The 13,217-nt window shown below is 71.8% G+C and carries 14 protein-coding genes; 7 read left to right on the top strand and 7 right to left on the bottom strand.

The genetic code is table 11. The annotated features are described in order from the left end of the window. Positions 1–21: 21 nt before the first annotated feature. Positions 22–543: a gamma carbonic anhydrase family protein gene (locus AB0H37_RS00775; protein WP_179832257.1), complete on the bottom strand. Its 522-nt coding sequence runs from the start codon at positions 541–543 to the stop codon at positions 22–24. 361 nt (positions 544–904) lie between these two features. Then, positions 905–1,936: a pentapeptide repeat-containing protein gene (locus AB0H37_RS00770; RefSeq protein ID WP_360610729.1), complete on the bottom strand. Its 1,032-nt coding sequence runs from the start codon at positions 1,934–1,936 to the stop codon at positions 905–907. Between the two features lie 91 nt (positions 1,937–2,027). On the opposite strand from AB0H37_RS00770, the gene def reads away from it, so the two are divergent. The 4 genes from def to AB0H37_RS00750 all read left to right on the top strand — a co-directional run bounded on the left by def (position 2,028) and on the right by AB0H37_RS00750 (position 6,250). Next, entirely contained in the window at positions 2,028–2,555 is a 528-nt protein-coding gene (gene def / locus AB0H37_RS00765; protein WP_360610397.1) for a peptide deformylase, read from the top strand. 144 nt (positions 2,556–2,699) lie between these two features. Continuing rightward, positions 2,700–3,428 carry a response regulator transcription factor gene (locus tag AB0H37_RS00760; protein ID WP_360610395.1) on the top strand — a complete coding sequence of 243 codons (729 nt, stop codon included), beginning with the start codon at positions 2,700–2,702 and terminating at the stop codon, positions 3,426–3,428. After that, complete coding sequence (locus tag AB0H37_RS00755; RefSeq protein ID WP_360610393.1) at positions 3,428–4,972, top strand: ATP-binding protein; 1,545 nt, start codon at positions 3,428–3,430, stop codon at positions 4,970–4,972. Before AB0H37_RS00760 ends, AB0H37_RS00755 begins: the two co-directional genes overlap by 1 nt. Positions 4,973–5,293: 321 nt before the next feature. Then, on the top strand, positions 5,294–6,250 hold the full coding sequence (locus AB0H37_RS00750; protein WP_360610391.1) for a trypsin-like peptidase domain-containing protein: 957 nt from the start codon (positions 5,294–5,296) through the stop codon (positions 6,248–6,250). Positions 6,251–6,441: 191 nt separating this feature from the next. Here the strand turns inward: AB0H37_RS00750 and AB0H37_RS00745 are convergent, their stop codons facing one another. After that, entirely contained in the window at positions 6,442–7,299 is an 858-nt protein-coding gene (locus AB0H37_RS00745; RefSeq protein WP_360610389.1) for an oxygenase MpaB family protein, read from the bottom strand. Between the two features lie 121 nt (positions 7,300–7,420). On the opposite strand from AB0H37_RS00745, the gene arfB reads away from it, so the two are divergent. After that, positions 7,421–7,846 (top strand): alternative ribosome rescue aminoacyl-tRNA hydrolase ArfB, encoded by a 426-nt coding sequence (gene arfB / locus AB0H37_RS00740; protein WP_179832250.1) that lies wholly within the window; start codon positions 7,421–7,423, stop codon positions 7,844–7,846. Between the two features lie 37 nt (positions 7,847–7,883). Beyond that, positions 7,884–8,372, top strand: a complete 489-nt coding sequence (locus tag AB0H37_RS00735) for an isochorismatase family protein (RefSeq protein WP_360610387.1) — start codon at positions 7,884–7,886, stop codon at positions 8,370–8,372. Positions 8,373–8,457: 85 nt separating this feature from the next. Here AB0H37_RS00735 and AB0H37_RS00730 read toward each other — a convergent pair whose 3' ends face one another. The 4 genes from AB0H37_RS00730 to AB0H37_RS00715 form a co-directional block, all read right to left on the bottom strand. After that, positions 8,458–9,180 carry a L,D-transpeptidase family protein gene (locus AB0H37_RS00730; protein ID WP_360610385.1) on the bottom strand — a complete coding sequence of 241 codons (723 nt, stop codon included), beginning with the start codon at positions 9,178–9,180 and terminating at the stop codon, positions 8,458–8,460. Positions 9,181–9,344: 164 nt separating this feature from the next. After that, entirely contained in the window at positions 9,345–10,421 is a 1,077-nt protein-coding gene (locus AB0H37_RS00725; RefSeq protein ID WP_179832247.1) for a hypothetical protein, read from the bottom strand. Positions 10,422–10,631: 210 nt separating this feature from the next. Continuing rightward, complete coding sequence (locus AB0H37_RS00720) at positions 10,632–11,396, bottom strand: crotonase/enoyl-CoA hydratase family protein (RefSeq protein ID WP_179832246.1); 765 nt, start codon at positions 11,394–11,396, stop codon at positions 10,632–10,634. 7 nt (positions 11,397–11,403) lie between these two features. Beyond that, positions 11,404–12,177: an SDR family NAD(P)-dependent oxidoreductase gene (locus tag AB0H37_RS00715; protein ID WP_360610382.1), complete on the bottom strand. Its 774-nt coding sequence runs from the start codon at positions 12,175–12,177 to the stop codon at positions 11,404–11,406. A gap of 181 nt (positions 12,178–12,358) precedes the next feature. Between AB0H37_RS00715 and AB0H37_RS00710 the strand changes: the two genes are divergently transcribed. Next, positions 12,359–13,207, top strand: coding sequence for an SDR family oxidoreductase (locus AB0H37_RS00710; RefSeq protein ID WP_360610380.1), 849 nt, complete (start codon positions 12,359–12,361; stop codon positions 13,205–13,207). Positions 13,208–13,217: the final 10 nt, after the last annotated feature.

Below are 13,217 nucleotides of genomic sequence, written 5' to 3'. Positions count from 1 at the left end.
GTTTGCCCGGGATCGCGGGGTTCAGTCCCACTGGGCGGTGCGGTGCCGTTCGGCCTTCTGCACGTAGACCTCGGGCGTGTACCGCAGGACGGCGCGGTCGTCGTCGGTCAGTTCTCGGACGATCTTGCCGGGCGTGCCCGCGACGAGCACCCCGGACGGGATCTTCTTGCCGGGCGGGACGAGCGCGCCGGCCGCGATGAGCGTCCCGGAGCCGATGCGGGCGCCGTTCAGCACGATGGCGCCGATGCCGATGAGCGAGCCGGTCTCGACGTGGGCGCCGTGCACCATCGCCTTGTGGCCGAGGCTGACCCGGTCCTCCAGGACGGCCGGCATGCCCGGGTCGGAGTGCATGCAGCCGAGGTCCTGGATGTTGCACTCCTCGCCGACGATGATCTCCTCGTCGTCGCCGCGCAGCACCGAGCCGTACCAGACGTTGGACGCGCGGCCCAGCGTCACCCGTCCGACCACGACCGCGCCGGGCGCGACCCACGCCGTGGGATCGATCTTCGGCCGGTCCTCGCCCAACGCTCCCAGGTAGCTCATGGCGCCGATGGTAGCCGCCCCCGATGAAGCGATTTCTCCGTAGATTGGATAGTTTGTCGCGCACGTCCGTGTGACGAAACGGCAGCGAGAAGTGCGTTCCGGTTGCGCGAATGGGGTGGACCGGACAAGAGTCGTCCTGACGTTTCCCACCGTGGGCCGCTCACCGGCGGGTGAGGATCGCATCTCAACCGACCCTGACGGGGCGCCGACCCCCGCCAACGACCCCCAAGGCATCATGAGCAACGAAGCCGAAATCCTGCCGAACCTCCTCCAAGAAGAGTCCTTCGAGATCGTCATGCGCGGCTACAACCGCCGCCAGGTCGACGACTACATCGCCCGCGCCCAGCAGAAGCACCGTGAACTAGAGGCGCGGCTCGCCCGCGCGCAGGACGAGGTCGAGCGGATCCGCCGTGAGATGGCCGAGGTCCGGGAGGCCCGCAAGCCGACCGGCGACGACCTGAGCGACCGGCTCCGGCAGATCATCAATCTCGCCGAGGACGAGGCCCAGGAGAAGCTGGCCGAGGCCGAGGCCAAGGGCGGCGAGATCCGCAAGGACGCCGAGCACGAGTCCAAGCGGGTCATCGACGAGGCCCGCGCCCACGCCGACCGGAACCTCGCCCAGGCGCAGGAGAAGGCCGACCACGTGCTCGCCTCCGCCAAGAAGGAGTCCGACAGCGTCCTGTCGTCCGCCAAGCAGGAGGCCGAGCAGACGGTGACCAGCGCCCGGCTGGAGGCCGAGCGCACCCTCACCGCGTCCGAGCGCCGGGCCAGTGTGATCAACGAGGGCGCGACCCAGCGGCTCACCGCGCTCACGAAGAACCACACCCAGGCCCTCCAGCGCCTCACCGAGATCAGCGACACGCTGCACCGGCTGCTGACCGCCGAGAACGAGGCCGGTCCGCTGGAGAAGATGGTCGAGGACGCCGTCCGGCAGAGCCCGGGGCCGCGCGCCCAGAGCAAGCAGGCGCAGCCCGCGCAGGCGAGCCCGGCGCAGCCCGCGTCCGCGACGGGGCCCAGGCCGGTGCAGACCGCCGCCAAGCCCGCCCAGGCCAAGCCCGCCACGCCGCCCGCCGCTCCGGCAGCTCCGGCCGCTCCGGCACAGGCGAGCCCCGCGCAGGCGAGCCCCGCACAGGCGAGCCCCGCACAGGCGAGCCCCGCACAGGCGAGCCCGGTACAGGCGAGCCCGGTACAGACGAGCCCGGCAAAGACGGCCCCGCCGCAGGCGAGCCCGCCGCAGACCGCGCCGCCGGTCAAGAAGCCCGAGCCGTCCCCGGCCGCCGACGCCCCCGCGCCGCAGGCAAAGCCCACCCGCCCGGACGAGGACTCCGGCGGCCCCGCGACCACCCCCATCCCGCCGCAGCAGCGCGGCCCCATCGAGTTGTAGAGCGAGCACGCCGCCGCCGGGCGGTGCGCCGGGCCCTGAGCAGGCCGGGCGCACCGCCCGTCGCGTTCTCCGGGATCTCGCGTTATATAGGATCTTGATCGTGAGCAATCGGACCCATCCGCGCGGAACCGCCCGCCCCGTCAGGCTTCTCGGGGACCCGGTCCTGCGCACCGAGTGCGACCCGGTCCGGACGTTCGACGCGTCCCTGGAGCGCCTCGTCGACGACATGTTCGTCACCATGTACGAGGAGGACGGCGCCGGCCTCGCCGGGAACCAGATCGGTGTCGGCCTGCGGCTGTTCGTCTACGACTGCGAGGACGACCGGGGGCGCCGCCACATCGGCCACGTCGTCAACCCGGTGCTGGTGGCCGCCGACGGCGAGCAGGTGGTCGAGTCGGAGGGCTGCCTGTCGGTCCCAGGCCTGCGCTTCGACACCCCCCGCTACCAGCACGCCGTCGTCGAGGGCGTGGACGTGAAGGGCAGGCCCGTCCGCGTCGAGGGCACCGGGTACTTCGCCCGCTGCCTCCAGCACGAATGCGGGCACCTGGCGGGCGAGGTCTACATCGACGTGCTGTCCGGGGACGCCCGCCGCGAGGCGATGCGGGCCATCCGCGCCCTCCGCGAGTAGCCGCCTGGAAGGAAGCCGGGCACTGCGCGCTCCCGCGCGACCCACCTGTCCGGCGCCGGCGCTCAGCCTTTCCTCTGCCCGCATTCAGGGGACGTTCAGGTTGGGATGGAAGCCTCTGCGATGATGTGGAGGGGGACTGTGCCAGTGATCGAACGTACGGCGAACGGCGGCCGGGCGACGGAGGCGACGCTGCTCGTCGTCGAGGACGAGCCCAACATCCTGGAGCTCCTCGCCGGCAGCCTGCGGTTCACCGGCTTCGACGTGATCACCGCCACCAACGGCGCGGACGCGGTGCAGGCGGCGCGCAGGCACCGTCCCGATCTGATCGTGCTGGACGTGATGCTGCCCGACATCGACGGGTTCGACGTCGCGCGGCGGCTGCGGTCCGGCGGCGACCACACCCCCGTGCTGTTCCTGACCGCGCGGGACGCCGTCCAGGACCGGATCAAGGGGCTGACGATCGGCGGCGACGACTACGTCACCAAGCCGTTCAGCCTGGAGGAGGTCATCGCCCGCATCCGGGCGGTGCTGCGGCGGTTCCGCGGCGGCGTGACCGAGCCTCCGCCGCGCATGGTCTTCGCCGACATCGAGCTGGACGAGGACAGCCACGAGGTGTGGCGCGGCGGCAGGCCCGTCCAGCTGTCGCCGACCGAGTTCAAGCTGCTGCGCTACTTCATGGCGAACGCGGGCCGGGTCGTGTCCAAGGCGCAGATCCTCGACCACGTGTGGAACTACGACTTCCGCGGTGACGCCGGCATCGTCGAGTCGTACGTGTCCGCGCTGCGCCGCAAGGTCGACAACACCGAGCCCCGGCTGATCCACACGCTGCGCGGTGTCGGCTACGTGCTGCGCGAGCCGTCGAGAACGGGCTGATGGCCACGCGGGCCCCGGCGGCCGCCGCTCCCGCGGCGCGGGGCGCCGGCGGCACGGCGCCCGCCGGGGGCCTGGCGCGGCTGTGGGCGCGCACGTCGCTGCGCGTCAAGCTGATCGCCGGGATGCTCGTCCTGGTCACGCTCGGCATGACGGTGATGAGCGCGGCGGGCGCGTCCGTGCTGCGGCAGTACCTCGTCGGACGGGCCGACGACCAGCTGCGCGGTTCGGTCGGGCGGGCGATCGACCAGGTCGTCCCGCAGCTGGAGAGCGGGCAGACGCGGATCACCGTGCGGATCCCGAGCGAGATGTACGGGCAGGTCCGCACCACCGACGGCCGCTCGCTCGGGCAGAACGAGGCGTGGAGCGAGTCCGGCCATCCGCGACTGCCGGCCGACCTGAACAAGCACGTCGACCGGCCGTTCACGGTGACCGGGACCGGCGGGTCGACCTGGCGGATCCTGGCCGAGCCGATCCCGGGCGGCGCGGTGATCGTGCTCGCGTTCAGCCTGGAGGAGATCGACCGGACCGTGCAGCGGCTGGTGGTGATCGACGCGATCGTCGGGCTGGCCGTGCTGGCGGTCCTGGCGGTGGTCGGCGTGGGCGTCGTCCGGGCCAGCCTGCGGCCGCTGTCGGCGGTGGAGGAGACGGCGGGCGCGATCGCGGCGGGCGACCTGTCCCGGCGCGTCCCGGAGGCGGACCCGGGCACGGAGATGGGCCGGCTCGGGCGCTCGCTGAACACGATGCTCGGGCAGATCGAGGCGGCGTTCGGGGCGCGGGCGGAGTCGGAGGCGGCGGCCCGTCGCTCGGAGGAGACGGCGCTGCGCTCGGAGGAGACCGCCCTGCGCTCGGAGGAGCGGATGCGGCGGTTCGTCGCGGACGCCAGCCACGAGCTGCGCACCCCGCTGACCGCGATCCGCGGGTTCGCCGAGTTCTACCGGCAGGGCGCGGCCCGCTCCCCCGCGGAACTGGACCGGCTGATCGGCCGGATCGAGGAGACCGCGTCCCGGATGGGCCTGCTCGTGGAGGACCTGCTGCTGCTCGCCCGGCTGGACCGCCAGCGCCCGATCGAGCGGCGCCCGGTGGACCTCCTCGCCGTCGCCGCCGACTCTGTCCAGGAGGCGAGAGTCCTGGCACCCGAGCGCACGATCGACCTCACCGTCGAGGGAGGGCTGGCCTACCAGGTGCGCGGGGACGAACCGCGGCTGCGGCAGGTGCTCGGCAACCTGCTCACCAACGCGATCACGCACACCCCGGAGGGCACGCCGGTCGAGGTGCGGCTGTCGCCGGGCTCGCTGCGGGACGAGCCGGCGGCGGTCGTCGCGGTCGCCGACCAGGGGCCCGGCCTGGCTCCCGAGCAGGTGGAGCGGGTCTTCGAGCGTTTCTACCGCTCCGACGAGGGCCGCTCCCGCAACGACGGCGGCGCCGGTCTCGGCCTCGCCATCGTCGCCGCGCTCGTCGCCGCCCACGAGGGCGTCGTCCGGGCCGACTCCACGCCCGGCGAGGGTTCGACGTTCTCGGTCGTCCTGCCCCTCGCGGACGACTAGAGACGGCGATCGGGAGAGCAGCGGCATCCCGGAGACACACCCTCATTCCGGAAATGCCACGGCTTTCAGGAAACGTTCAGGATCGTGGGTTCCAATGGATCCACAGGGCGCGCCCCGGTCCCGACGGGGAGCGGGAGGCAGCGCCCTGGCCAGCTTCAGGACGACCAGCACGCTTCAGAACGACCAGCACAGCGGCCGGAGGGACGACCCTTCGGCCGTTTTTCATGACATGTAGGCGTTCAGCACACTTTCAGGTTGGCTCCAGGCGGCCTGCAGACCCGGGGCGCACTCTTCATGGTGAGAGAGCGACAGGGGGATCCGATGAACGCCGACCGGCCGCAGCAGCAGCCTTGGGAGCCCAGCAGACACGGCTTCGACCCTTACCCGCAGTGGACGGGCAACGTCCCGCCGCCGCAGCCGGAGGCGCCGTCCCGTCCCGGCGTGTTCGGCTCGGGCGTGCTGGGCACGACGCGGCACAGGCTCGCCGCCGTGGGCGCCGCGCTGGCACTGGCCCTGGGGGCGGGCGGCGCCGGCGCGGGCGTGGTGCTGGCGCTGACGCACGAGAGCACCGTCTACGCGAGCCCGACGGCCGTCTCGGGGATCGCGTCCAAGAGCACGACCGCGCAGGTCGCCGCCGCCGTGCAGCCGAGCGTGGTGTCGATCCAGGCGCAGACCTCATCCGGCGTGGAGGGCGGCTCGGGCGTGGTCCTGCGCTCCGACGGGGTGATCCTCACCAACGCGCACGTGGTGTCCGGGGCCCAGCAGGTCGCGGTGAAGTTCAGCGACGGCAGGACCGCGTCGGCACAGGTCCTCGGCACCGACAAGGCGGAGGACATCGCCGTGGTCAAGGCGCAGGGGGTGTCGGGCCTCAAGCCCGCGACGCTCGGCGCCAGCGGCCGCGTCTCGGTCGGCGACGAGGTCCTGGCCGTCGGAAGCCCGCTGGGGCTGGACGGCTCGGTGACGTCCGGCATCGTCAGCGCCCTCGGCCGCGAGATCCAGGAGGGCGGCGACCAGCAGCAGCAGCTCCCGCCAGGGCTCCAGGGCCGGCTGTCGCAGCAGCAGCAGACCGTGATCAAGAACGCGATCCAGACCGACGCCGCCATCAACCCCGGCAACTCCGGCGGCGCGCTGGTCAACGCCGCGGGCCAGGTGATCGGCGTCAACACCGCCATCGCCACGTCCGGGAGCAGCGAGGGGAGCATCGGGGTCGGCTTCGCCATCCCCGTCGACTCCGCCAAGAAGGCCGCCGACGCGATCATCGCCGGCGCATCGGTCTGACCCGGGACGCCGTCCGGCCAGGGCTCTGGGGGGAGCGGGCGGCGGACGGCGACCCGGGCCGGTAGGTCCTTCCGGCCGGGCCGGGCGGAAGGACCGAGCAAGGGAGAGCGGCCGCGTGACCTGCCTGTGGGTCACGCGGCCGCTCACTTGCCTCCCATGAGCCCGGCGCCCTGACCGACCCGGGCTTGGAATCAGCCCTGTTCCGGGGCCGTGCCCCTGACCTTGACGGCCGGGCGCCGCTTCGCCTTGGCCAGCATGCGTCGCGTCGTGAGCAGGTAGTACTCGCGCGGCAGCGTGCGGAGTCGCAGCGGGAGCCGCGGGTACACGAGCGCGATCACGCCGACCAGGAGACGGAACCTGCGCTCCCGCCGCGCGTTCCACTCCCATCCGTACTGCTCGCGGATCGGCGCGGGCATCAGCCCCGCGGTGAGCAGCCGGATCGTCGCCAGGCCGGGCGCGTGCAGCGGCCCGCCTGGAAGCCTCGGGTTGAGCACCTGCCCGGCGATGGCCCGCGACGCGTCGGTGATCTTCAAGCTGCGCAGCATGCCCGCGTAGTACTCGCGGAACTGCGGATAGGTTCCCGGCATCCGTTCCTCCGGGCAGCCGAGGATCGTCGCGTAGACCTTGGTCTGCCGGTAGAACTCCTCCAGCTCCGCATCGGTGAACGTCCGCCGGAAGACCATCTGGTAGAACTGCACCGCCACCGCGAACAGGGTGGCCGCGACCCACACCTGCAACTCCGGGTCGTTCGCCTCGTAGTCGGGGCCCGTGACGGCCGCGTGCCCCCTGGTGACCAGGGCGCTGAAGGTCTCGGCCTCCTCCCGCGTCCCGAACTGCACCGCGTAGAGCCACCCCATCGTGTTCCGCAGCCTGCGCAGCGGGTCGTCCGCCGTGTAGCTGTGGTCGTAGACGCCCTGCGCCACCTTCGGGTGCGCGGTCTGCAGCAACGACGCGGCCCCGCCCGCGGCGATCAGCACGCCCTCCCGCGTGATGACGCGGATGAGGTCGCCGTCCTGGAAGAGTCCTTGTTCATCGGCAAGCACGGTCATGGCGCCCAGTGTAAGTAAGTACTTTCAGTGGTCGCCAGTCGGGACGCGGGGCGGGAGCCGCCGGAGCCACGGGGACGATATTGAAGCGACTCCGCCGAGCCTTCCCTGCGACAATGGGGGCATGCCCGCCCAGATCCATGTCCGCGGCTCGGTCTCCATCCCGGAGTCCGAGCTCGGCTGGCGTTTCTCCCGCTCCTCGGGGCCGGGCGGGCAGCACGTCAACACCAGCGCCACCGCCGCCGAACTCTCCTTCGACGTCGCGAACTCGCCGTCCCTCCCCGAACCGCTGCGCGCCCGCGCCCTGGAGCGCCTCTCCGGCCGCCTGGTCCGCGGCGTCCTCACGATCCGCGCCGAGGAGTACCGCTCCCAGCAGCGCAACCGCGACGCCGCCCGCACCCGCCTGGCGACCCTCCTGGCCGAGGCGACGGCCCCTCCCCCGAAGAAGCGCGTCCCCAAGAAGGTCCCCCGCGGCATCAACGAGCGGCGGCTGGAGAACAAGAAGCGCCGCAGCAGCGTCAAGCGCCAGCGCAGCGCCCGGTGGGACTGACCCCCGACGTCCCCGGGACCGCCCTAAAATGATCTTCATGTCATCCGGGCTCGTCCTCATCGATCTCATGCCGCGCATCGTGGCGCTGCCGCTCGCCCCCCACCCCGGAGAGGACGTGCTCGACCGCTGCCGGGCGCTCGCCGCCGCGTTCCGCGCGCAGGGGCGGCCGGTCGTGCTCGTGCGCGTCGAGCGTCCGAACGTCGCCCGGCAGCCCGCGGGCAGCGAGCTGGCGCCCGGCCTCGAAGAGCCCGGCGACATCGTCGTCGTGAAGCGGACGATCGGCGCCTTCCACGACACCGACCTGGACGCGCGGCTGCGGGAGCGGGGCCTGACGACGCTCGTCTTCGGCGGGCTCGTCACGAGCATGGGCGTGGAGTCGACCGCGCGGGCCGCGAGCGACCACGGCTACGACCTGGAGTTCGTCGCGGACGCGATGTCCGACCGCACCGCCGAGGAGCACGACTTCGCCGTGCGGCGCACGTTCCCGAGGTTCGGCACCGTCAGGAACACCGCCGACTACCTCTGATCGTCCAGGGACCCGCCGGCGCGCGGCGCAGCGGATGAGCGAGCGCGGCGCCGCGGTGCCCGGCGCGCTCGACCCCGCGGTCCCCTCAGCGGCGGAACAGGGCCCGGCTCGTCCCCATCATGATCCGATCGCGCGGGCGCAGCGTCCGCATGACGGACTCCAGCACCGGCCGGGCCATCGAGACGCACCCCGCGGTCTGCCCCACCCCGACGTGCATGAAGATCGCCGACCCGTTCCCCTGGACGACGGGCGAGTCCGGAGGCCGGTTGTAGTCGATCACCACGGCCTGCCGGTAGGGCCCGTTCTCCATGATCTGCGAGAGATCCTCGTCGGCGGGCAGGCACGCGCCCCGGTAGTAGCGGTTGTACCGCCGGTCGCCGATCGTCGAGCCCCAGCAGTCGCCGCTCTCCCGAAGCCTCCGGTAGGGGAGGCGGGTACCGGGATCCCCTTCGCCGAACGCCTCGGTCATGCTGTAGGAGCCGCTCGGCGACATGCCGTCGCCCTCCCGCTTGGCGCCCGGTTCGGCGTACCCGTTCCGTCCCACATGTCCCGGTGCGGTGAGAACGGCTTTCCAGGACCGTCCCGTCCTGGCGCATTCAGTGACGACCACCTCGGTCGTCCCGTAACGGGCCGCCACGGCGAACACCACGTGCCGCGCCGCACCCGCCCTGTAGCGCGTCTTCCCCTGGGCGAGCGCCCGGCAGGGATCCTCCGTGCCCTGGGCGAACGCCCGCGGAGCATGAAGACCTGCCGCGACCAGCACCGCGACAGAGGAGAGGACCGTGACCCGCATGGCGCCCGAACGCATGACGCTGCTCCCTGTTCTCCCCCGGACGAGCGTGCCGATGATCGCGTCCCGATCTCTACCCCGCCCGGGTTCGCCTCACCCGCCCGCGAGGGCGGACGGCACTACGCCCGTCCCACCGAGGGCGGGACGGGCGTGCGCGGGGCCGCTCGGCCCGGATGCCCCGGTCAGCTGAAGTACTCGATGAAGGGGGTCTTCTTGTCGGGCTGGGACGCCGTGCCGGTGCTGACGATGCCGGTGGTGCCGGGGCGGGCGTCGATGTCGGAGGCCTGGACGGTGCCGGTGCGGGCGGGGCCGTTGAGAGTCGTCCACGCGGTGCCGTTGTAGTGCATGTACTGGGTCTTGGTCCCGGTGGTGATCGGGAGCATGACGACGCCGCCCTTGCCGTCGGAGGACAGGCCGATGCCCGCGGCGTTCAGGGGCGTGTCGACCGTCTTCCAGGCCTTGCCGTCGTAGCGCTGGATCGCGTTGGTGATCTGGGCGTTCTGCCGGACGCGCAGGACGTACACGTTCGTCGGCGAGTCGGCGACGATGCGGTGCAGGGTGCCCTGGTAGCCGGGGACGCCCAGGGAGCCGGGGACGTCGATCTTCTTCCAGGACGTGCCGTCGAAGTGCATCACCAGGCCGGTGACGGACGTGCCGGTGGCGGACGTCGTGCCGGCGAGCCACACGTCGTTCTTGGCCCGGACGTCCACCGCGGTGATGGAGGAGGAGGGCGGCAGCGGGACCTTCGGGTCGACCCACGCGGTGCCCGTCCAGCGCAGGATGGCGCTCGGGCCGCCGGCCGCGGCGTCCACGCCCGCGATGGAGTAGGCGGTGCCGTCGGCGGCGGCGGACACGGCGGTCGGGAAGCCCACCATCGGGTAGGCGACCTGGCTCCACTTCGTGCCGTTCCAGTAGAGGCCGAGGGTGCCGCTCAGGTTGTAGCCGATGACCCACGCCTTGCTGGCGCTGGAGACGGCGACGTCGGTGGGGGTGAAGCCGACCGGGCTCTTGTCGGCCACCCAGGCCGAGCCGTTCCACTTGACGAGCTTGGCCTCCGGACCGAAGAAGGAGCCGGCTCCGCCGACGGCCCATCCGGCGTTCTTCGCACCGAAGTCGACCTTGTCCAGGCTGCCGTTGTAGGCGAGCGCCGTACTGCCGATGCTCTTCCAGCCGGCGGCGTGCGCGGGGGCGGCCACGGCGACCGTCCCGGCGACGCAGGCGAGGGCGGCGATCGTCGCCGGCACCGCGTTCCGTCTCATCTGTCGCAAGATCCACAGCTCCCAAGATCACAGCAAGCGTGCGCCACAGAGTACGGCATTACTTACTACTGGGTAAGTGGAACCTTCTGGGCGACCGGATCAGGACGCCATGTAAACCGCAAAACGCCCGGAACTATGAAGTTCCGGGCGCTCTGCGTGCCGACGCGGTGCCGGAGGGCCACTCGGCCGGAGGGCTGCTCGCGCCGAGGGCTACTCGCCCTTCCAGTTCGGCTTGCGCTTCTCGGCGAAGGCCGCCGGGCCCTCCTGGGCGTCCTTGGACATGAAGACCGGCAGGGTGATGTCCTGCTGCTTCTTCCACGCCTCGTCGGACGTCCAGTCCGCGGACTCGACGATGACCTTCTTGGTGGCCGCGAGCGCCAGCGGGGCGTTCTCGGCGACCTTCAGGGCCAGTTCCTTGGCCGCGGCGAGCGCGCCGCCCGGCTCGGCGAGCCGGTTGACGAACCCGAGCTCGGCCATCCGCTCCGCGGGGTACTTGTCGCCGGTCAGGGCGATCTCCATGGCGATGTGGAACGGGATGCGCTGCGGCAGCCGCAGCAGCCCGCCGCCCGCGGCGACCAGACCGCGCTTCGGCTCGGGCAACCCGAACCGGGCGTCCCGCGCCGCGACGATCATGTCGCAGGACAGCGCCACCTCGCAGCCGCCCGCCAGGGCGTAGCCCTCGATGGCGGCGATCAGCGGCTTGGCCGCCGGGCGCTCGGTGATGCCGGCGAACCCGCGTCCCTCGACGGTCGGGTTGTCGCCCGTCAGGAAGCCCTTGAGGTCCATGCCGGCGCAGAACGTCCCGCCCGCGCCGGTGAGGATGCCGATGGACAGGTCCTTGCGGGAGTCGAGCTCGTCGAGGGCCGCCGCGATCCCCTTCGCCACCTCGCCGTTGACCGCGTTGCGGGCCTCCGGGCGGTTGATGGTGATGATCAGGACAGCGCCGTCTTCCTCGGTGAGGACAGCGTCGGTCATTCGGGCCTCACTTCGGCTGGAAGCGGATACCACCGTCGAAGCGGATGGTCTCGCCGTTCATGTAGTCGTTCTCGATCAGGGACTTGACCAGGTGGGCGAACTCCGACGCCTTGCCCATCCGCTTCGGGAACGGGACGGGGGCGGCGAGCTTGGCCTTGAACGCCTCGGCGGCCTCGCCCTCGCCGTAGATCGGGGTGTCGATGATGCCGGGGCAGATCGTGTTGACCCGGACGCCGATCGCGGCGAGGTCGCGGGCGGCGGGGAGCGTCATGCCGATGATGCCGCCCTTGGACGCGGAGTAGGCGATCTGCCCGGTCTGCCCCTCGATCCCGGCGATGGACGCGGTGTTGATCACCACGCCGCGCAGGCCGTCCTCGTCGGCGGGCTCGGTCTTGGAGATGGCCGCGGCGCCGACGCGCATCAGGTTGAAGGTGCCGATCAGGTTGACCCGGATGACCGTCTCGTAGGAGGCCAGGTCGTGCGGGCTGCCGTCGCGGTTCACGGTCCGCGACGCCCAGCCGATGCCGGCGCTGTTGACGATGACGCGCAGCGGTGCGCCGGAGTCGACGGCGGCCTGCACCGCGGCCTGCACCTGCTCCTCGTTCGACACGTCCGTCTTGACGAAGACGCCGCCGAGCTCGTCGGCGAGGGCCTTGCCCCTGTTCTCGTTCAGGTCGGCGATGACCACCTTGGCGCCTTCGGCGGCCAGCGCGCGGACGGTGGCCTCACCGAGGCCGCTCGCGCCACCGGATACGACGGCGGAAACTCCGTTCAGGTCCATAAGCGACACCTTACGTGAGGGACCGAATGTGGTTCGGGGTGATGCTATCCAGACGACGTCGCGCGCTCTGCTCACACCCCTGCGGATTGCGGAGGCGCGGTCCTGCACAGGAAGAGCAAAGTTACTCCGGAGTCACAATAGAGAACGTTTGCTCCCCCCTGGCAAGGGCACGCGAACCCCCATGAGCGAGCGTCCCGCACAGAGCCAGTCCTACCCCGGGCGGACCGAGGACATGACGCCCGAGCCCCGCGACGAGATGCGCGACTACACCGGCAGCGGCCTGCTGGACGGGCGCCGCGCGCTGATCACCGGCGGCGACTCCGGCATCGGCCGCGCGACGGCCGTGGCGTTCGCCAAGGAGGGCGCGGACGTCGCGATCACCTACCTGGAGGAGGACGACGACGCCCGGCACACCGCGGGCCTCGTCGAGGCCGCCGGACGGCGGTGCGTGACGTTCGGCGGCGACCTGGCCGAGGAGCGGCACTGCCGCGAGGTCGTCCGGCACACCGTCCGCGACCTCGGCGGACTCGACCTGCTCGTCCTGCACCACGGCACCCAGACGCCGGTGAAGGACGTCCGCGAGATCGACGACGCCCAGCTGCGGCGGACGTTCGAGGTGAACGTGTTCTCGCTGTTCTGGACCGTCCAGGAGGCCCTCGACCACATGGGGCCCGGGTCGTCGGTCATCATCACCGGGTCCATCAACGGGCTGCGCGGCAACAAGACGCTCATCGACTACTCCGCCAGCAAGGCGGCGGCGATGGCGCTGACCACCTGCCTCGCCCAGAACCTCATGGACCGCGAGATCCGGGTCAACTGCGTCGCCCCCGGCCCGGTCTGGACGCCCCTCATCCCCGCCACGTTCGACGAGGAGAAGGTCGAGGGCTTCGGGAAGCAGGCGCCGATGGGACGCGCCGCCGACCCGGACGAGATCGCGCCGTCCTACGTGTTCTTCGCCTCCGGCCGCCAGTCGTCCTACTACACCGGACAGACCCTGGTGCCCGCCGGCGGTGAGATCCACCCGGGCTGACGGAGTTCCC

The organism is Actinomadura sp. NPDC023710 (genome assembly GCF_040639875.1).
Lineage (GTDB): Bacteria > Actinomycetota > Actinomycetes > Streptosporangiales > Streptosporangiaceae > Spirillospora > Spirillospora citrea.
This window is presented reverse-complemented; position numbering and strand designations above follow the sequence as displayed.